Source organism: Algoriphagus namhaensis (assembly GCF_042649705.1).
GTDB lineage: Bacteria > Bacteroidota > Bacteroidia > Cytophagales > Cyclobacteriaceae > Algoriphagus > Algoriphagus namhaensis.
The window spans coordinates 151,201-171,430 of the sequence record NZ_JBHRZS010000006.1 but is presented as its reverse complement, the minus strand read 5'-3'; the positions used below and the strand labels follow the sequence as shown (position 1 = coordinate 171,430).

General features: G+C 42.1%; 19 protein-coding genes. 8 read left to right on the top strand and 11 right to left on the bottom strand.

The genetic code is table 11. The features are described 5' to 3' along the window. Window positions 1-134 precede the first annotated feature (134 nt). Window positions 135-2,105, top strand: coding sequence for a hypothetical protein (locus tag ACFOSV_RS04425; protein WP_377903796.1), 1,971 nt, complete (start codon window positions 135-137; stop codon window positions 2,103-2,105). Further along, window positions 2,102-2,941 (top strand): DUF2490 domain-containing protein, encoded by an 840-nt coding sequence (locus tag ACFOSV_RS04420; RefSeq protein WP_377903794.1) that lies wholly within the window; start codon window positions 2,102-2,104, stop codon window positions 2,939-2,941. The genes ACFOSV_RS04425 and ACFOSV_RS04420 overlap by 4 nt, the downstream gene beginning before the upstream one ends. Before the next feature lie 114 nt (window positions 2,942-3,055). On the opposite strand, the gene ACFOSV_RS04415 is transcribed toward ACFOSV_RS04420, so the two are convergent. The 3 genes from ACFOSV_RS04415 to ACFOSV_RS04405 are packed head-to-tail and all read right to left on the bottom strand — an operon-like array spanning window position 3,056 to window position 7,022. Beyond that, window positions 3,056-3,859 (bottom strand): GH25 family lysozyme, encoded by an 804-nt coding sequence (locus tag ACFOSV_RS04415; protein WP_377903792.1) that lies wholly within the window; start codon window positions 3,857-3,859, stop codon window positions 3,056-3,058. 12 nt (window positions 3,860-3,871) lie between these two features. Next, on the bottom strand, window positions 3,872-5,731 hold the full coding sequence (locus ACFOSV_RS04410) for an alpha-amylase family protein (RefSeq protein WP_377903790.1): 1,860 nt from the start codon (window positions 5,729-5,731) through the stop codon (window positions 3,872-3,874). 4 nt (window positions 5,732-5,735) lie between these two features. After that, the gene (locus tag ACFOSV_RS04405) at window positions 5,736-7,022 is read right to left on the bottom strand and encodes a M20/M25/M40 family metallo-hydrolase (protein ID WP_377903788.1); all 1,287 of its coding nucleotides are present in this window, start codon (window positions 7,020-7,022) and stop codon (window positions 5,736-5,738) included. A gap of 190 nt (window positions 7,023-7,212) precedes the next feature. Here ACFOSV_RS04405 and ACFOSV_RS04400 point away from each other — a divergent pair, with 190 nt between their 5' ends. Then, a complete protein-coding gene (locus ACFOSV_RS04400) occupies window positions 7,213-7,743 on the top strand; it encodes a DUF2975 domain-containing protein (RefSeq protein WP_377903786.1) in 531 nt (176 codons plus the stop codon). A gap of 3 nt (window positions 7,744-7,746) precedes the next feature. Continuing rightward, entirely contained in the window at window positions 7,747-7,953 is a 207-nt protein-coding gene (locus tag ACFOSV_RS04395; protein WP_377903784.1) for a helix-turn-helix domain-containing protein, read from the top strand. A gap of 19 nt (window positions 7,954-7,972) precedes the next feature. Here ACFOSV_RS04395 and ppk2 (ACFOSV_RS04390) read toward each other — a convergent pair whose 3' ends face one another. From ppk2 (ACFOSV_RS04390) to ACFOSV_RS04370, 5 genes are all read right to left on the bottom strand, one after another. Continuing rightward, window positions 7,973-8,758 carry a polyphosphate kinase 2 gene (gene ppk2, locus ACFOSV_RS04390; RefSeq protein WP_377903782.1) on the bottom strand — a complete coding sequence of 262 codons (786 nt, stop codon included), beginning with the start codon at window positions 8,756-8,758 and terminating at the stop codon, window positions 7,973-7,975. Window positions 8,759-8,761: 3 nt separating this feature from the next. Next, window positions 8,762-9,610: a polyphosphate kinase 2 gene (gene ppk2 / locus ACFOSV_RS04385; RefSeq protein ID WP_377903781.1), complete on the bottom strand. Its 849-nt coding sequence runs from the start codon at window positions 9,608-9,610 to the stop codon at window positions 8,762-8,764. 211 nt (window positions 9,611-9,821) lie between these two features. Next, the gene (locus tag ACFOSV_RS04380; protein ID WP_377903780.1) at window positions 9,822-10,241 is read right to left on the bottom strand and encodes a DUF1801 domain-containing protein; all 420 of its coding nucleotides are present in this window, start codon (window positions 10,239-10,241) and stop codon (window positions 9,822-9,824) included. Further along, a complete protein-coding gene (locus ACFOSV_RS04375; protein ID WP_377903779.1) occupies window positions 10,241-11,491 on the bottom strand; it encodes an aminotransferase class V-fold PLP-dependent enzyme in 1,251 nt (416 codons plus the stop codon). Before ACFOSV_RS04375 ends, ACFOSV_RS04380 begins: the two co-directional genes overlap by 1 nt. 100 nt (window positions 11,492-11,591) lie before the next feature. Further along, window positions 11,592-13,001, bottom strand: coding sequence for a sodium:solute symporter family protein (locus tag ACFOSV_RS04370; RefSeq protein ID WP_377903778.1), 1,410 nt, complete (start codon window positions 12,999-13,001; stop codon window positions 11,592-11,594). Between the two features lie 276 nt (window positions 13,002-13,277). Here ACFOSV_RS04370 and ACFOSV_RS04365 point away from each other — a divergent pair, with 276 nt between their 5' ends. Genes ACFOSV_RS04365 through ACFOSV_RS04355 form a run of 3 tightly spaced genes read left to right on the top strand, consistent with a single transcriptional unit; the run spans window position 13,278 to window position 17,381 of the window. After that, window positions 13,278-15,035, top strand: coding sequence for a hypothetical protein (locus ACFOSV_RS04365; protein ID WP_377903776.1), 1,758 nt, complete (start codon window positions 13,278-13,280; stop codon window positions 15,033-15,035). A gap of 42 nt (window positions 15,036-15,077) precedes the next feature. Then, window positions 15,078-16,784: a GMC oxidoreductase gene (locus tag ACFOSV_RS04360; RefSeq protein WP_377903774.1), complete on the top strand. Its 1,707-nt coding sequence runs from the start codon at window positions 15,078-15,080 to the stop codon at window positions 16,782-16,784. 3 nt (window positions 16,785-16,787) lie between these two features. After that, window positions 16,788-17,381, top strand: coding sequence for a gluconate 2-dehydrogenase subunit 3 family protein (locus tag ACFOSV_RS04355; RefSeq protein WP_377903772.1), 594 nt, complete (start codon window positions 16,788-16,790; stop codon window positions 17,379-17,381). Window positions 17,382-17,415: 34 nt separating this feature from the next. Here ACFOSV_RS04355 and ACFOSV_RS04350 read toward each other — a convergent pair whose 3' ends face one another. Continuing rightward, a complete protein-coding gene (locus ACFOSV_RS04350; protein WP_377903770.1) occupies window positions 17,416-17,577 on the bottom strand; it encodes a DUF1328 family protein in 162 nt (53 codons plus the stop codon). A gap of 302 nt (window positions 17,578-17,879) precedes the next feature. On the opposite strand from ACFOSV_RS04350, the gene ACFOSV_RS04345 reads away from it, so the two are divergent. Beyond that, window positions 17,880-18,311 carry a hypothetical protein gene (locus tag ACFOSV_RS04345; protein WP_377903768.1) on the top strand — a complete coding sequence of 144 codons (432 nt, stop codon included), beginning with the start codon at window positions 17,880-17,882 and terminating at the stop codon, window positions 18,309-18,311. A 248-nt stretch (window positions 18,312-18,559) separates the two neighbouring features. Here the strand turns inward: ACFOSV_RS04345 and ACFOSV_RS04340 are convergent, their stop codons facing one another. Further along, on the bottom strand, window positions 18,560-19,297 hold the full coding sequence (locus tag ACFOSV_RS04340; RefSeq protein WP_377903766.1) for a hypothetical protein: 738 nt from the start codon (window positions 19,295-19,297) through the stop codon (window positions 18,560-18,562). An 88-nt stretch (window positions 19,298-19,385) separates the two neighbouring features. Further along, entirely contained in the window at window positions 19,386-20,105 is a 720-nt protein-coding gene (locus ACFOSV_RS04335) for a hypothetical protein (RefSeq protein ID WP_377903764.1), read from the bottom strand. Between the last annotated feature and the right edge of the window lie 125 nt (window positions 20,106-20,230).

Sequence of the window (20,230 nt, the reverse complement as noted above, 5' to 3'; positions counted from 1 at the left end):
AGAACTGCTGCACTGTCAAAGATGTCCCAAACAAGCTTTGGTATTGAGTCACTCATCCGAAATCCAAGGCGAATCTCCTGAATTCTCAAAGGGACTTTGATTCTTTTTGGCAGGCTTTTGGTTGAATTTAAACCATGAACAGAATGATTCTCGGCCTTTTGGTCTGTCTACTGCTTGCTCAATTCAGTTTTTCGCAAGACACACGATCCTACAAGGGAGGCTATACTTTTAAAGAACTCAGAGGTACCGCTGAGCTCAACTATACCCTAGACGAGGAGCTGGAACCCATCCTTAATGGTCCTTTTTCTTTTGCTTACAGCAAAATGGACAGCCTTCGCCCCGGGCTTTTCACCAAATTAAAAGCAAATGGGGCCTACCTTACCAACCTAAAGGATGGACCATGGACCTACAGGTTGGAGGAGCATCAGATTGCTATTCAGGATATAACCAACCAAGAAATCGAGGCGGCGCTTACTTCTCATATTGTTAGTCTCAAATCGGGCTATCAAACTGGAAAACTGAGCGGCGATTGGGTATATAGCGAAGAATCTCGGAATGGAGGTGAGCCGTCTTTGCTATTCAAGACTGAAGATTTAAGCTTTCAAGGTGATAGTTTGATTGGACCTGTGAAATTCATCGCTCAGGTTCCAGGAAAAAATTACCAGATATCCGGACGAGTAGATCAAGAGGGATTAATGACCGGAAATTGGGAATTTATTTATCCTATTGATAGCAATCTTAACATACGTGAAACTAGACGATATGAAAAGGGCTTTTTGATCGGGCTTTCTAAGCTTAATAGACTTACCGGTGAGATCATCGATGAGGTAGTTTTTTATAAAGCCATTGAAAAGCTCGATTCATTAAATCGTGGCTTGGAGGTAGATTATCAGGTTTCTGATCAAGCCTTTGGCTTGATTTTCAATGATGGCTACACCGAGACCAGCGATGAATTTCGAGAGCAATATCTGGGTACCTTTTTGCTCGAAGATGCTTTGGGTAGAGTACTTCAGTTTGAAGAGGAGTTTGTCGACGAAACTGGAAAACTTAAAAAATATCCACTTTCTACGCGTCGATTTGTTTATCCTATTTCGGATAATGATCAAGAACGCTACAATCGCATTTTAGCTATTTATGATGAATTGAAGTCCGAATCAGAACAAAAGGCTATTCAAGATTTTCTCGATCTCAATCAAAATACCTCGGACTCATTGGCCTTCAGTGAGGCTTATTTCGAGTATTTGAATGAAAAATTGGATAACTATCAGCGCTTGATCGAATTATTCCGAAATGGGGATATCCGGTATTTCGACCAAGAAAATTATATGAAGGACGGGTTGAATTTTCTGAATTCGACAGAAACCATTTCTTATTATTTCCAATTGGATCCCAAAGAAAAAGTCCTTCAGTTTCCAGAATTGGCTGAAAAGAAAAACCTCGGAATCGACCTCCTAGCTCATATGGAGAGAGAGTATGAGATTTTTCTAAAGATTCAATCTTTCATCAAAAACCAGCAGGTAAACTTTCGCCAAACTTCCAGATTGGATGTGTTGGAAAGTAGGATTCTCAGTGAAAGAGAACGCGTCAAAGAATTGAAGGAATCTCTTCCTATTCGAAATGAAAGACATAAAGCTTTGATGGATTCCGTCTATCAAAATCTGAGTTCGGCTAATTATCAGGCACTTTTGAATGAATACAATAGCAATTCAGTATTTCTTCAGAAAGCAGAAATAGGCGATGAAATCCTCGATCTCTTTTTGTTTTTGGACGAAACGTTGCCTGAGTTGGAGGGCTATGAAAATTTGGCTAGTTCGCTCCGCAAAGAATTTACAGAAAAAACGCTAGACCCCTTCACCTTTGAGTCAGACTTTGAAGTACTTCGACAGCCGGGATTGATCGAAGCTACAGAGGTGATTTTGGAGTATGATTTGGGAAAAATCATGTCTTCTGAGGACTTCCGAGAGGTTCAAGTCCTGCTACTCAATCTCGATGCGCTAGAGTCCCGAATGCTGGAGCTCAAAGGAAAGAATACCCGACGCCTCGAAAGAAATCTCAAAAAAGTAATGAGTGAAGTCAGTCAACTCAAAAAAATATTGTCCATATGAACTCGGATTTAATCTCAGCTTTGAAAACAAGAATGAAACTAGCTGTCTGCGTTCTATGGGTAATGAGCATGTCACTCGTGGCTACTGCCCAGCAGCAAGCGGATGAGCCGGAAGAGCGCAATACGACCAGAAGATCCGAGCTATGGAATGGTTTCTATACCAAATATAAGATCGGTAAAAAGCTATTCTACTATGGGGAATATCATGTGCGTACCCGTGATCAACTGGTTCAGAACATGGGCCAAATTTACCTCAGATTTGGTTTGAGCTATATTTTAAATAAGAACCTGGAAATCACCGGTGGGATCGTGACGCCATTTTACTGGGCTCCACCGGAATATGCTGATCAGGAGCAGCCCTATGATAAAGTGGTAAATCAATTCCGTTTTTGGCAGCAGGCCCTATTCATTCAGTCTTTGGGAAAAGCAAAGCTTTACCATCAAATACGTACCGAGCAACGCTGGCGGAGGGATTATTACGTGGGTTCACCATTTGAACTTACGTACCGTTGGAGGTATAAAATATCTTCCTATATCCCACTGAATTCCTACAAATTCCAGCCTGGGACCTACTTCTTATCCCTATACAATGAGGTGTTTATTCAAACCGGGAAGACCATCATTCGCAATCCATTTGAGGATAATAGAGCCTTTGTAGGTCTGGGATATATTTTGAATGAAAATATTCAGTTTCAGGTCGGCTACGCCAAAAGCTGGCAGCAGCGCTCCTCCGGGATTGATTATGTGAATCGGGATCTAGTGCGTCTCTCGGTGTATCACAATCTGGATTTTACCAAGAAAAAGACGCCACCTGTGGATTTTACTCCTGTTTTTTGATTTGAAAGGGTAAAATCCAGCTGTTCAGGATTTGCAATCCTGAACCCTGATCATAGGATTTCTAATTCGTGATAAAAAAAGATTACAAATCTTCAGATATAATAGCAGGGATTGTCATTCAGGCATTTTCAATTTATGAAACTGGAACCGTCCACCACGCAGGATATTCAAATCGATTCTTTCACCAATTCCCTCAATACTGCCCTTTTCAGAAAACTGCCAGATTACCCAGTTCTTGGTTTCCGGCTCTAGAATATGATTGTAATTGGCCACCCAAATAGGATATTGGTCGAAGCCTTGATTATGAAGAATCTCCCAGAAAAATCGATCGCCCGTATAGATCATCGGTTTTACTCCAAAATGTGATTCAACCAGATTCAACCAATTTTTGATTCCCTCTCGCAATCTGTCTCTGGATTGGATGGTGCTGTGCTTCTCGATATCTAAAATCGGGATCAAATTTCCCGATTTTAGTTCAACAGTTTTGATATAGTTTTCTGCCTGACGGGTACTGTTTTCATTGGGTCTATAGTAGTGGTATGCACCCTGAGCTAAAGGCAGATTTTTGGAAGCTTCCCAGTTTTCAAAAAATCTTTTATCCACCCCATTATGTCCCATGGTGGCACGAAAGACCAGGAATTGAACGGGGCGATCTTGAAGCTGAAGTGTAAGCTTGTTGAAATCAATTTTCCCTTGATACTGGGAGATATCGACACCTAAAATTCCATTCGGAAATTGCGTGAAGACCTGCTCGAATTTTTCAGTTTCTGTCCAAACTGGAGTCTTTCGCCTATGGTCTGAAAATTCCCGTTTAATCCCCTTACCGTATTTGATAAGAAAGATTGTTCCAGCAATTAATACAAAGAAGATCAGAGAAGTTGGCCAAATCGAGGATTTAGAAGCCTTTTTCCGAGGCATAGAATCAAAAAATTATTTCACCTCAAACACCGCCGACTCCCAAGGTCCAAAGTCCAAATCAATTTCAGCCCCTTCGTCATTAACTCGAAGCATAGTCCTTTTCTTCCCAAACATCAGCTCTTTGATCTCCCGCTCGCCGGGTTCCAAGTTCCATGCTTTGAGGAGTTCAGGGGAAAATTTGAGTGTTGTTTTCACCGATTGGAATTCGTCGAAATTGGTCACTACGATCAGCTTTTGGCTTTCATCCCATCGGGCAAAAGCGAAGGCTTTGTCTGTGTAAGCTGGGTTTTGAGATCGGTTAAAGGAATGGAGTTCCAAATATTCTCCCATAAGCGCCGAGCTATTTCGGGTGAAGTTGAGCACTTCGGAATAGTAGTTTTGCAGCGCTTTTTCATTATCTGAAAGTTGTCCGCCATCAAACTTTCCTCCATTCATCCACTTCTGATGCTGGGGAACCCCGATGTAATCGAAGATGGAGGTACGGCTTGGATCTCCAAAGCCTGGCTCCTCCGATCCATCTTCTCCCACTTCTTGACCGAAATAAATCATGGTTGGGGAGGTAGTCGAAGTTGCAGAGACGACCATAGCCGGTAAAGCTTTCCATGGATTCCCTGCAAATTCAGGACTAGCGATCCGCTGCTCGTCATGGTTCTCAAGGAAATGCAGCATATGATGCTCGATATCTTTCAAGCCTTCCAAAATCGGCACCAAATTGTCCGTGGAACCATGACCTTGCATGATATGCTTTAGGGTGTCATAGAGCTCGACCTTATCGTAGAGGTAATCCATTTTTCCTTTGTTGATATAGTCTCGGTAAAGTGCAGGCTGATAAACTTCCGCTAAAAGGAAAGCATCTGGATTGGTGTTTTTGATATTTGAATTCAAATAGGACCAAAACTCCACTGGAACCATTTCGGCCATATCGAAGCGGAACCCGTCCACTCCTTTGTCTAGCCAAAACTGGGTGATGTCTTTGAACTTTTCCCAGGAATCGGGCACATCCTTTCCCTGCCAAAATTCATAATGTGCTTTCCAATCTAGAGAATCTGCTCCAGCTGGTAACCCTTCGAAATCTTTGCTTCCATCGGGTTTGATCCCATAATTGATTTTCACCGTCTCGTACCAATCGTAAAAATGAGGCTGAGCTAATCGGGAACCATTTCCTGTCCATTTAGCAGGGTTTTCATCAAATTCTCCATCTGCTAGTGGATGGGATTCACCACCCAAAGGCTGATAGCCATTCAGCGGCTCCGGTACCTGAAAAGATTCAGTGGGGATATAATAGAAATTATTGTCTCTTGCATATTCCACTGAGGTGTCATCATTTGCTCCAAAGTCAGTTACACCTTCTGGGTTATTTTTGCCTTCATAGCGTCTGGCCACATGGTTAGGGACAATGTCGATGATCACTTTCAGATCATGAGCATGTGTTCTGGAAATCAAAGCTTCAAATTCTTCCATTCTCTTTGCTGGATTTACAGCAAGGTCTGGATTGACTTGGTAGTAATCTTTTACCGCATAAGGTGATCCTGCACGCCCTTTAACCACATCGGGATCATCATTGGAAATCCCTATTTCAGTATAATCACCAATCAGTGCATGATGAGGCACACCTGTGTACCAGATGTGTGAAACACCGAGCTTTTTTATTTCTTGCAATGCCTGATCAGTGAAGTCATTAAACCTGCCTGTACCATTTTCCTCTTTGGTTCCCCATGGTTTGTTGGTGGTATTGGTGTTTCCAAAAAGCCTTGGAAAAACTTGGTAAACGACGATTTTTTGTGGTTTCATTTTCGGAAAATCTACAGGCTCGGGAGATTGGCAGGAGAGTACGGCTAGTGCCAAAGTCAAGATTGGGATATGTTTTTTCATCAGGTTATCGGGTCAAACGATAGAGTAGCAAGGTGTTTCGCTTGATTAAATCAGGAAATTCATTCAGTCTTATGGTTTCCCCTGGGGCATGAGCTCCAGAACCTGAAGCTCCCAATCCATCCAGTCCATCCAGTAGGTCAGCGACAAATGCAATATCTGCAGCGCCACGACTTCCTGGGTTTCCAGGTTTTACCTCACCAAGCCCCATATCAAGGCTTAATTTATTCAGCATGGCAGCAAGCTCCATATTTCCATCTGTGGGGGGCATGGATGGAATACCATCGTAGAAATTGATTTCAGCATCTGTCTGATTCAGGTTTTTTTCCACGATTTGACGCATGGTGGCTCGGGTTCGTTCTTTTTGGTCTTCACCAAGAAAACGCAAATCCCCCGTGATAATGGCCTCTCTAGCTACGATATTGGTTTTGCCAAGAGCTTCCCCTTTACCAGTAATGTCATCGTAACTTATGTCTGATCCTCCAATAATTTGACCGGGGTTGAAGGTAAGGTACTCTTCACCGACCATGGCTTCGCGAAACTCATTTAAGATTCGAGCAGCCTCATAAATGGCTCCATAGCCTACAGATTCACGGAATACACCAGAGGAATGACTTTGTCTTCCCGTAGTTTTCAGAGTCCAGCCACTGCTTCCTCTTCTAGCAACAGTCACTGTACTGAAGCCTTGAGCTGTTTCATAGCCTAGGGCAACGTCATGAGATTTTGCTCTTTCGACAAAGTCCTTTCTTGACAAATAAGTGTCTCCAGAACTTTCTTCATCTCCATTGAAGTATACGGTGATGGTTCTGTCTTCCAAATATCCCAGATCATGAAGGGCTTTTAGACTTGCAAAAACCATCACATCACCACCCTTCATATCGTTGATCCCTTGGCCTGTAGCGGTAGAGTCGTTGAGAAGCGTATACGGTGAAAAAGGCATGTCTTTTTCAAAAACCGTATCCAAATGGCCAATCATGAAGATCTTCTTTCCTTTGGAGCCTTTTCGAGTGGCAACAAAGTGGCCGGCTCGATTTACTTCAGCCGGTACTTCGACCCACTCCGTCTGGAATCCGATTTTTTCAAATTCTCTGGCAAAAACATCTCCTACAGCCCGCACACCTTCTTTGTTGAGTGAACCGGAATTGATGTTGACCACTTCTTCGAGCAAAGCCAGAGTGGAGGTATAATTCTTATCAATTTCTGAAATCAGCTTTTGCTCCTCTTGGCTGAGATTTTGGCCAAAAAGGATACTAGAGCAAAGTACAAGGTGGATAACTAGGAGAAGTTTTTTCATGGTCGAAAAATAGGGGAAAATGGAATCAAATCTGTATTGAGCTTCAGATTTCCTTGATTCTACTCTGATTAGGTTAATGATTTGAGTTTTCTAAATTCGATCAATTTATTGAATTACGAATTTTATTTATTGTTTTTCAATAAATAAATATTGATATTTGAATCATCAAGACTGGCTAAACGAAAAATCTATGTTACTTAACTCGAAAACAACACTCATTTTAAAGGCCATGCGAGTGATCGCTTGGATTGCTTTTATAGGATTTCTAATTCAGGGATTCGCAATTCTCGGTTTGACTATTTTCACCTCTATTACAAAAACTGGAGCCGAGGACTTTTATGATCATGCAGATTTGTCTGTACTATTTGAGTATAGCGAAATCCAATTTTTGAATTTCAATTCTTTTCTGATCGTAGGTGCTTTTTTGAAAGCAACTGTATGGTATGTTGTAATCAAGACTCTCACAGGCTTTAATCTAAGTCAGCCCTTTACGATGAATGTCATTCTGAAGCTAGAGCGAATTAGTTATCTGCTATTCAGTATATGGTTGATTGCTATCATCGCAAATTTTCATCAGAACTATCTGCTGCACAGAACGGGTGAATTCTTCGGAGATAAAGCGACCGGTGAATTCCTCTTTATGGCGGGTTTGGTCTTTGTCATTTCTCAAATATTTAAGAGAGGCGTAGAGCTTCAAGATGAAAACGAACTAACTGTCTGAGCTATGCCGATAATTGTAAATCTTGACGTTATGATGGCGAAGCGCAAAATGTCACTGAATGAACTCTCCGATAAAGTAGGAGTCACTTTAGCCAATCTATCCATTCTCAAAACAGGCAAAGCCAAGGCGGTACGATTCAGTACGTTGGAAGCCATTTGTCAGGCACTGGATTGCCAGCCAGGCGATATTCTGGAGTGGAGGGAGGATTAGGGTGTCAAAAAAAGGCTTCTTACTCCACTTTATCTTCGTATGGTATGCTTTTTAGCAGATGATTTATAGCAAATAATCTAGCCTCCAATTTCTTGTTGGCTTTGATAATCACCCAAGGAGCATGTGAGGTGTTGGTCTGCTCAAACATGACCTTTTTATAAGCAGTATACTCATCCCAAAGCTCTTGCGCTTTCTCGTCCACTGGAGTCATTTTCCACCTTTTCAGGGGATTTTTCTTAATATCCTTAAATCGAATGGCTTGCTCGCCTTTAGTGATAGAGAAATAATATTTGAGTAGGAAGGTATTGGACTGTACGAGCATCCGCTCAAATTCATTCACTTGCTGCATGAAGACCTCGTATTCTTCAGGGCTGCAAAAACCGTTCACAGGCTCGACTACGGCACGATTGTACCAGCTTCTATCGAAAAAGACAATCTCCCCAGGCTTCGGTAATTGATTGATATACCGCTGAAAAAACCATTGATGCCGCTCGTCTCGAGTCGGTTTGTCAAGGGCGACGATTCTGAAATGTCTTGGATTGATGTATTCTGTGATTTTCCGAATTGCTCCACCCTTACCAGCGGCATCCCGGCCTTCGAAAAGGATCACCACCTTTTGATTGGTCTCGATCACCCAATTTTGCAACTTGATCAATTCCTCCTGCCTTCTGCGAATCTCCGTATTAAACTTTGCTTCGTAAAGTGCTTTTCTGAGATTTAGCTTTTTGGATTTTAAAAGGGAGTGAAGACCCACTTTAGAATTCAATAATGCTACATCCTGCTCGGTTAGTTTGATTGGCTCCATCTTTTAAATATCTATTTGAGTTGCACCTCGGTGATATCGCATGATCACATTAGGGTCTGGTAGTAGTGTGATTCCTGATTCTCCCTTTCCTTCGTAGTCAAATTGCGAAAGCACATACCGCATACTTTCCAGTCTTGCCTGCTTTTTATCGTTTGTTTTCACAATGATCCAAGGGGAATAAGCCGTATGGGTTTTGCTAAACATCTGCTCCTTGTAGTAGGTGTATTTATCCCAAAGTTCCTGGCCCTTCATGTCCACTGGGCTGAATTTCCAGCGCTTGAGAGGGTTGCTTAGTCGGTCCGCAAAGCGTTTTTGCTGTTCCTCCTTAGAAATCGAAAACCAAAACTTGATCAGTTTCATATTGTCTTCGTAAAGCATATGCTCAAATTCGGGCACCTGCACCATAAACTGCTCATACTGTGCGTCATCGCAAAAACCCATCACTGGCTCTACTACAGCTCGGTTGTACCAGCTCCGGTCAAAAAATACAACTTCACCGGGATTGGGAAGTACCTGAATGTATCTTCTGAAGTACCACTGCCCGCGCTCTACCTCGGTAGGTTTTGTGAGGGCTACGACCTTTGAGGTTCTCGGATTGAGATGCTCTTTGAATCGCTTGATCGAGCCGCCTTTACCAGCTGCATCCCGACCTTCAAAAAGTACCGCTACTCGTTTTTTCTTCGATACTAGCCACTTCTGTAGGTTTACAAACTCGGATTGTAAAAGTTGGAGCTCAGCTTCATATTTGAGTTTTTTAATGGTTTTGTTAACAGCAATTTTCTCGACTTTCGCAATTTTGAGAAGGTCTTCGCGTGTTTTAGCACTCTTTAATTGCTCCGCTGTAAAGTTCATAGAAACAGTTTTCGATAGGTAAAAATTATGGCGCATATCGCCTGATCGTACCAAACATCCTTAGACGCTTAGATAGCCTAATATCCAATTTTCTTTAAGATGAAAAAAATTTATACCTGCAGCATTTGGCGCAATTCACAGTGAAGTGACAAAAGTCAGGCATTTTCGGCTGTACCTTCTCCTTGCAATTAGTCCTAAAAGATGCGGCTGGCTAAGCACCAAGCATGGGTAGATGCTTGACTTTGTGATAAGTAAGCGCCAGACGAATACAGTGCTTCAGTTCTTTTTTGGGAATTTTGGCTCCTTCGGAAAAAAATATTTCCCGATTCCCATCAAACTCAAAAATATCTGGATATAACATCCGAAAAGTAGGTGCAAGCTGAGAAGTACATTTGAAAAAGATTGAGAAAGATCCGGGTCTTTTGGGATGGCATGCGATCCGGATAGTGCTTCCATTTTTTGTAAGATAGCTCGGTTCACCCCATTTAAGGGTTTCTTCAAGTTTTGAAAGTCCTTCCGTTTCGCTCGCAGTGTCCAGAATCAGAGCTCGTAATTCTCGAATTCTTTGTTGAAGCTTCTCTGGGTAGCTTTGGATAGTTTTCTCCACATTTGGATTGCTGATCAATTCCACTAGCCTGAGATTTTGATTAGTGCATTGGCTAATTTTTCCATATCGCTAGCCTTTGTGTATAGGCCAGGTGTCACCCGGATACATCCTTCCTCCCCAAGTATTCGAGCCACAGTGAATATGCCATGCTCATCGAGCAGTTGATTCTCCACTTCTTTACCGCTTTTACCTTTGATTCTGAAGGAAGCGATGCCACAGGACATGGTCGGTTCTGTGGGAGTAAGAATTTCTAAATTCTGCTGGTTTTGGACCTGATTGATCCAAAGCTCCTTGAGATAATGCATGCGCTTGCTGATCCGCTCTATGCCGACCGATTGATGAAAATCGATCGCATTCGGGATACTTAGTGTCACCCCAAATGGCGTGGTCCCCACATGTGCAAGTCGGCTTATGGATTCGTTTTGAGTTGCCTTATCTCCATAAAAGGATTTCAATTCGGGGATCCGATTTTTCTTTACAAACAATACCCCTGCGCCGATAGGATTCCCCATCCATTTGTGAAGATTCATTCCCACAAAATCAGAGTCCATCTCCCGAAGATTGAATGGAATATGACCTAGAGCATGAGCTGAATCCAGGATGGTATCTATCCCGCGGCTTTTAGCCCAAGCCGTAATCTCCTTGACGGGAATGATCAGGCCGGTAATGTTGGATACCTGGGTGAGTAGAATCACTCGGGTTTTTGGAGAAACTTCATTTTGATAAATCTCGAGGATTTGTTCTGGCGATTGTGGCAAAAGAGGTATTTCGAAAGTCTTCACGGTCAAAATACCTCTGGATTCCAGCATCTGGAAGGTCTCGATCATGCTATAGTAATCCAACTGATTTACGATCACTTCATCCCCTGGCTTCCATGGGTATCCCTGAATAGCAATATTTAGCGCTTCCGTCGCATTGCGGGTGATTAAGAGTTCATCTGTAGAGACTTGTAGAAAGTCCGCCAGTTTCTCCCTGGCTGCAGCAGCTTTATTTGGGTATTCCCTTCGGGCAAAAAGCGCTCCTTCTTGATTTACCTGCTCCACGTAGGACTCGTAGGCGGCTAAGACTGGCTTTGGCTGAATGCCGAAAAATCCATTTTCTAGATTGATAAAATCAGGAGAAACGTTGTAGTATTTTTTGGCCAAAGTATTCCAATATTTCTCATCATCTGCAGATCCACCAGACAGTAGATCATTGAGGGTCAATCTAGAATCTCGAGAAGTGAAGCTATTCACTCCCATCGGCAGGGCAGCCAATGAAAGGCTACCGACCATGATTTTTAAAAATTCTTTGCGTGAGTGGGGCATATCCTTATAAAATGTAGTGGTTAAGTTAAAAAAATAGAATAGGATCTCCCATGATGTTTAAGGGAGCCTATCTTTTTTTCATTTCTGAATAAATGGGATGGATTTCTGGGTCAGGTTTGATCAAACTTCCTACATACATAGCTACACAGCTTCCAATCAACCCATAAATGGTAGGGTCGATGGTGGTCTCTGCCAGAAGGCATCCCAAAAAGATGGCTGCGCCAAGAATAATGGCGGCCCAAGCTCCAAAAATGGAGGACTTTTGCCAGAATATACCGAATGTAAAAGGTGCAAAAACGCAAACCATGATCAGGCTCAAGGAGATTACTACCAATTGAACGATGTCCGAATTGATAAACGCGAAGCCACAAGAAATAGCAGCAATAAGCACAACACTTAGTCTGGTAAAGAGTAGGAGACGGCGATCTGTTATCTGCGGAAAATTCGTCTTGATTAGGTTTTCACCTACGATAGTAGCAGGCGCGAGCATGGCCCCGCTGGAGGTACTCAAAATGGCAGAAATTAACGCGCCAAAGAAAAGAATTTGGACTGGAACGGATGAAAATGCAGAAACCGTCATTGGGATGATATTTTGTCCCCCGTTGATATCCATTAATTCTGGATGAAGGTAAGCTGCAGTTATTGCAATCAGCATAGGAATGGTAGAGATAAAAATCAATAGAAATGAACCTAAATAAAGCCCTGAAATTGCTGCTCGAGAAGATTTGGCTGAAAATATCCGTTGATAAATTTCTTGTGCCGGAATAGCTCCAACCGAGTAAGCCAAGAATACGGCTAGATAGTCCGACCAGCCATTGATTGTGTTTTTGGGAAATAAGGAAAAAAATGAATCAGGTTTAGATTCAAAAACGGGAGCCATTCCCCCAGTTTCCTGCATTAGCGTATAAAAAAGATAAATCATACCCGCCAAAATGAGCACACTCTGGACCATGTCCGTGTAGGACACTGCCCACATGCCCCCGATGTAGGTATAAAACATGACAATCACTGCGGCCAATACAATTCCAAAGTTTACAGGCATTCCAAAAATACTTTCAAATAAGAATGAAAGGGCGACCAGTTGTGCAGCAATCCAAGGTGGATAAGAGAAAATAAGCAGAATGGAAATGGTAACGTCCATTTGCTTTGAAAATCGCCTTTTGAAAAAATCCCCTACCGTGACCAAATTGAGACGATAAAGCTTTCGTGCATAAAAAAGGCCAACAATCGCGAAGCAGAGGCCACCTGCTACACAAAGCGTCATAAATGCAGAAAACCCATCCATGACAAAGTAACTGGGGTTGCCCATGATTTGGCTAGAGCCAAACCAAGTAGCGAAGAGCGTGACTCCAACGAAGGCAGAGGAAAGGTTTTTACCTGCGAGAGTAAAATCAGAAGTATTCTTGACTCGTTTCGAAGCCCAAAATCCAATGAGGAGATTGATCGAAATGTAAATAGGTATAAAAATATAAACCATTCGAGAGCGTTAGGTGCCGTCTAAATTCTGCCTTTAAATAAGGATATCAAAGAAACTCAAGAGCTTATTTGAAAGGGCTTTATTGCCAAGAACAAATAAACGAGAGGCATGCAGTGACAAATCGTATTCGCTCGGGTAGATGAAAATTTGTTCTCTGGAAATTTTTGCCGTCGTTCTAGTATCAGGATTGAGGATAATCCTAGTATCTTAAGCTCAGAACTTTAACCAAATTTTAATCCTCATTTTTTTTGCGAGGATTTTTTAAACTCAAAAAATATGAAAAGCAAGTCCACAAAAAATACTTGGAAAAAAGCTCCAAAAAGTAGCCTTTGGAATGAAAAAGAAAACTGGACGGAAGGAGTGCTGCCTGAGGAGAAGGCACTTTTTGGCCCTTCGGAGCAAACCTTGATTACCTTTTCTAAAAAAGAATGTGCTTCAGTAGGAAGTATAGAATTTGAGGAGCAAGCCTCTTCTTTTTTGATCAAGTTAGGAACGTCTGAAACGGACCAGAAGCTGATGCTCACCATTTTCGGAGAAGGAGTGATTAATCGATCCGGTCTGCCCCAAAACATCAAAGTAGCTGCTACCAATTCTTGGTTTCGAGATCCCCAGCTCATGTTTAAAGGGAAAGCATCCGCTGGAGGTACGGATATGTACTATGAGTCTGGGCCGGAGTCACTAGAAGAGGGCTATGGTGGAGGAATTATTGGATTTACAGAGGAGTCGACTGCCGGTGACGCTAATTTCACGGTGCGTACAGGGAAGGTTCCACCTCCAGATCCACATGTGCAGCGAAGTACGGTGGGCGGCGAGGTGAGTTTTAGCGATCATTCACGAGCAGGTAGGGCTAAGTTCACTATTTATGGGACTTTAGGCAAGGACGATGATACTTTCGGAAATACTGTATTTCACGACCATGCATCCGCAGAGCATGCCACCTTCATCAATGTAGGTGGTACAGTGGAAGGAGGAGATGGTGGCAACACTCAGTTTTATGACAATTCCAGCTCAGAACATGGTTTGTTTTTGAACTTTGGTGCTTCGCATTACAAGGGCAATGGAGGGGATGTGGCTTTTGATGGAAATGCTAGTGGGAGCTATGGGATCTTTCATAATATGGCTGCGACAGCTGATGGAGGCAATGGAGGAGTGACGAGCTTTAACAATAATCCTCCCAAAATGTCAGGAATCGGGGCTTCTGCGGGAAATGCATTTTTTCACAATTATGGCGCCAGAGAGGCTGGGGACGGTGGAGGAGGACATACCGAGTTTACGGCCAAATACGGTTCCTGTATCGCGCATAAAGCGACCATCATGAATTATGGTAGCGTTTTGAGTAAATCATCAACCGCTGGGCACACTATTTTTTCGGTCAATCTGCCTAATGATTTTCATCCCTCCGCGGGTCAGGCGACTATCTGGAATTATGCCTCTCCCACTAAAGAAGGGTCCGGAGGATATACAGAATTTGCTGCGTGGGATGAAGGAGAGTCTCCAGGCGGGATGCCTACCGCTGAAAAAGCTACCATCCTCAATGCAGGAGCTGAGATCAATGGAGCACAAGGTGGATACACCAAGTTTTCTCAAAAATGTAAGGCGGGCGAAGCCAATCTGATCGCCTATGGAGGAACGAATGGAGGGGAAGGAGGCATGATTATTTTCTACAATCAATCCGAGGGAAACCAAGCCAAAATCACGCTGTATGGAAATGGAACGCTAGACTTGAGCGATCGCTCGGAAAATCTTCAGTTTCAAGATCTCAATCTCAATGGTGGGATCATTCTGACTAAAGTGGATTCGCATGAAATTCATATTCAATTGACCGGTCATTTGAATATCCTTTCCGGTCATGTCTTTTTCAGCTTTCGCTATGATCCCAATGATCTAGTGGAGCAGGGCAAAAAATACAAATTACTGCAAGCTGAAAATTTAGACTCCCTTGATGTGAGTCTTTTCTCAGGTTCTGACTTGAATGGATTAAAACCAAACTTCTTTATCAAAAAAAATGAGCTTTTTGTATCTTTTGAAGCTTAATGAGATCTGTAAATAACCATAAACCTATAAATCAACCTGTAGATGGCAAATTTTAATATCGACGCGGATAAGGAGTTGACTTATGATGCGATCGTCATCGGCTCTGGGATCAGTGGAGGCTGGGCAGCAAAAGAGCTTTGTGAAAAAGGATTGAAAACCCTCGTTCTTGAACGCGGAAGAATGGTGGAGCATGTGAAAGACTACACCACCATGAACCTAGATCCATGGGATATGGAGTATCGCGGCTCCATGACTCCGGAACAAAAGAAAATTCATCCCATTGGGCAGCGTGTCGGTTTCGTGGGTGAAACCAATCAGCACTTTTATGCCAATGATCTAGAAAATCCATATACCGAGGTAAAGCCATTTCTTTGGGTGAGAGCACATCAGATGGGTGGGCGATCTTTGCTTTGGGGTAAGCAGACCTATCGCTGGTCAGACTTAGATTTCGAAGCGAATGCAAAGGACGGGCATGGTGTGGACTGGCCGATTCGATATAAAGATATTGCCCCTTGGTACACATATGTAGAGAAATTTGCGGGAATCAGTGGAGAAGCCTTGGGCTTACCACAGTTGCCAGATAGCCACTTTTTGCCTCCAATGGAGTTGAATTGTGTGGAAAAGCATGTAAAGGAGCGGATAGAAAAAGAGTTCGATGGAAGAAACATGATCATTGGGCGCGTGGCACATTTGACGGAGCCTTTGAATGGACGAGGTAAATGTCAATTCCGAAATCGTTGCGATCGAGGATGCCCGTATGGAGCGTATTTCAGTAGTAATGCAGTGACTTTGCCGGCGGCAAATGCAACTGGGAATATGACTATTCGGCCTTTCTCCATCGTTCAATCCATTGTTTATGACGAAGCCAAAGGAAAAGCTACAGGTGTACGAATCATCGATGCTGAAACTAGCGAGGAAATTGTCTACAAAGCAAAAATCATCTTTTGCAATGCCTCCACCCTGAGCAGTACTCAGATTTTACTGAATTCTACATCTAATCGATTCCCGAATGGACTAGGAAATGACAGTGGCGAACTTGGCCACAACTTGATGGATCATACCTATCGGGTGGGAGCTAGCGGATTAGTCGATGGGTTTGAAGATCAGTATTACAAAGGCCGTCGGCCAAATGGAATCTATATTCCTCGGTACGTCAACCTAGAAGGCGGGCCACAGTCGGATAAATTCGTTCGTGGCTTCGGTTTCCAAGGGGGTGGAAGTCGCGCTGGATGGGGTCAAGGAACCAACATGGAAGACTTCGGTGGGGAGTTTAAAGATAAAATCATGAACCCTGGACCCTGGGAGTTTTTTATCACTGGATTTGCAGAATCACTTCCTAGTCACGACAACAAGGTTTATCTAAATAAAGATGTATTGGATAAATGGGGACAGCCGACCCTTTCAATTGATGCAGAGTGGGGACCAAATGAGCTTGAAATCAATAAGCAAATGCGGGTTGATGCGAAAGAAATGTTGGAAAGAGCAGGCTTGAAGGATATTGTAGACTTTGACAATAAGCATGAGATGGGCTATGGTATTCACGAAATGGGCACAGCCCGAATGGGTAAGGATCCCAAGACGTCCGTTTTGAATGGAACAAACCAAGTTCATGCTTGTAAAAATGTGTTTGTCACAGATGGAGCTTGCATGACCTCCTCTTCCTGTGTCAATCCTTCCTTGACTTATATGGCCTTGACCGCCAGAGCTGCGGATCATGCAGTTTCTGAATTGAACAAATTAAATCTCTAAGCGATGAATAGAAGAGACGCCTTAAGAAAAACCGGACTTTTAGCAGGATCTGCGGTGGCAGCACCCAGTTTGCTTTCACTCCTTCAATCTTGTAGTCAGACCCCTCGACTGGGATGGACGCCACAGTTTTTGAACGAGGATCAAGCCCAATTCATCAGTTCTTTTGTGGACACCATTCTCCCGAAGACGGATACTCCCGGAGCTTTGGATGTAAAAACAGACATGTTCCTTGATTTGGTTTATGCCAAAATGTATAGCCCTGAAAGGCAGGCAAAAGTAAAAGCGGATATTGATCAGTTTAATGCGGATTGCAAGGCTGAATATGGAAAAGTCTTTGCTGAACTGTCAGCTGAAGAGAAATCTACCTGCTTAAAAAATCATGAAGCGAATACAGCCAAATTCAATCGTGGAGTTTGGGGAACTGCTGTGGGAGATCAAAAGCCAGTAGCATTTTACAGGCAACTCAAATCTCAAGCCCTTTGGGGATACTTCAGTTCAGAGGAGATTGGGAAAAATGTATTGAATTACGATCCTATACCTGGAGAGTATCGTGGCTGTGTGCCAGTGGATGAAATAGGGAAGGTGTGGAGCCTTTAAAGGCTCCACATTTTTTTTTTTGATTCTATATTTTTTAGGAAGCCCTTCTCCCAAAAATTAGGGTGATCACAAAAAGGATGATAAATACGAAGAAAAGGATTTTAGCGATAGAAGCTGCGCCCGCAGCTATTCCTCCAAATCCGAAAATGGCAGCAATAATTGCTACAATGAAAAATCCGATTGCCCAGCGTAACATAATATTCAGTTTAAGTGTAAGAATTATTTATCTGAAGTAATGAGAAATTTGTGCCATCATGATTGGAGGCGATTTTTGTACATTTTCCTCTGTGTTAGCGTTTTTTCTTGAGGAATAAAATACCCATTTAGCCACATTTTTATCTCAAAAAGATCGGGTCATACCTGAAAATATACTGTTTGTCTTGTTTTGGGTGCTTGGCATAGCCCTTGAACTTTATAATGCTCCACTCGAGGTCAATATGATCGCTTTTACAGGGGAGATAGTCTCGAGTTAGGAAACTAACCTAAATAAATTTTAATATGAAAACCACACTATTTAGAACATTAGTAATCGCTTCATTTGGAATAGTATCTTTTGCTTGCTCACCCGAAAAATCTGATAATTATGAGGATGAAATGGAAGAAGTAAAAGCTGATTTTGAAGCGGATAAAGCTCAGATGAGAGCCGATTTGGTAGAATTACAGAATGAAATTGATTCCAAATTGCAGGATCTGAAACTCAAAAAAGCGGACGCAGACACAGAAATGGTGATGAAAATTGAAGAAATGGAAGCCAAGCTTCAGGCAGAGGCTAAAAAAATTGACGCTGCTTTGAAGGATGTGGATGACGCAACAGAAAGTTCATGGGAGAATGTCAAAAGTTCTGTGAATAAAACAACTGCGGATATAGAAGCAGAATGGCAGAAATTTAAGGGGACCATAGAAGGCCTCTTCAAGTCAGATAACAGTTAATCGAATATCAAAATCAAAAAGGACTGAATTTAATTCAGTCCTTTTTGCCATTTTCGGCAAACCTACCTAGGAAATTTGCTTGGAAGATTTCTGTGGAAAGTTCCTTTTATTTACTTCCTAATAAACTTAAATCTGCTTACCTAAAGACTGACTCACCGACTATCTGATCTACGCTAAGGACTACTCTTTTTTTCTGAGCAGAATTAATTTTAAGGCATAGATTTTATTCTAGCTTTTAGAATTCATTACTATTTTTCGCTCAAATTGCTTTCGATAACCTGATACAATTCCTCACCCACTTCAACAGTTCTACTGTATTGAGGGATAAGAAATTGATTGACATCATCCTCATATCTTAGAAAGATCGACTTCAATGCGGATTCACCACTAAGTAGATCATACCAATCAAAATCTCGAACTTCGATCTCCGGATTGGCGAAGCCTTTATAGCTTCTTGCATATTCATAAATCAACTGATGAGTGCCTTGCTCAAACATCTTAAGTTCGTTCTCCTCAATAAAATAATTGAGCCTTTCTTCATCATAGATCAGGCGATCTAATTCACGGCCGTACTCATCAATTTTTTCCCGTAAGGATTTGAATTTTTCTGTTTGAAATGATTTTGAAGAAAGTACCTTTTCAAACCCTTCTTCGTTTCTTTTGAATTTCCTTTCATAGAGAATTTCCGGAATATTTTCGGTCTCTTCATTACCAAAAGTGAATGGCATTGGCTCTCCCATCATGTATTGGTCTAGAATTTTGGAACATGCCCCAACGCCTTTAATCCGTTGATCTCTTGATGCTAAAAGAGCAAGTTTGTCTTTTTCTAAATCTTCCAGCACATATTCCAAATCATTTCTGAGAGCTCTTGCTTCGATTCTCTGACTATTCCATTCATTGATTTGCAAGGCGATGAGTATTCCCACAATGACCAGAAAAATCTCCCCAATCGCATATTGGATATACTTTCCGGTTTTGTTTTCCATGAGTAAGGTTTGTCGGATTTTTCTGAAAAATTTAATCATTGCTCAGATAGTGGTCACAAAAATGCTTGAGGGATTTTTCGTAAGATATTCAATTATTAATGGGGTTGTATTCGACAACATCCATACTATCGGACTTCAAGTCAAGATAATAATAGTGGAGTTGGTCAGACTGATCAAATTCCCCGTTTTTATCGATATCTTCAGAAGTGATGAAATAAATTCTGTCTTGGATCTCCATGACTTTCCACTCAACTAATTCGTGTGAATCAGGGGATAATTTCCTGAAGTTTTGTCCGTCTATTGAGCTAATATATAGTGATTCAATGTCGCGGTCATCAAGTTTTTTGTCCTTGTTGCTGTCTTTGTCGGTTACGGTGTAGATAAGTGTTTCCTTTTTTGATGCATGGAAAGCGGAACGAAAAAATGTGAAAGATCTGATTTTTAATTGATTGTCAGTCAGTGGTAGAAGCTCGGCAGAGTCAATGTGCTGAAATTTCAAATTGTCCAGATTTCCTGATATGGAATTCCCACTTCTATATGCAAAGGCTAGCCCGCTAGATCCAGCGCTAGAAGAGCCTAAGTAGATTTTAGACCCTCTCTCTTCAGGGGTGTATTGTCCAATGGGATGAATTAGAAATGTGGTACTGTCAAAGTGTATCGGTAGTCCGGCTAGAGCAATGGCAGATGTATCAATGAGTATTTGATCCTCGAATGTGTCGCTCGTGTTATCGTAGACCACCCTTGGTTGCGGATCGGAGCAGGAAAGTAACAAAATCAGAAAAAATGATGGAGTCAAGAGTTGTTTCATCGTGGTAATTTAAGCTAAGGGTCTTGGCGATGAGTAGTTGTATGGATTAGTACTCACCTATGCCGGTACGCTTCAAACTGAAAATTTACAAGGATTTACAAAAGTTGGCTAGAAAAAGCAATCAC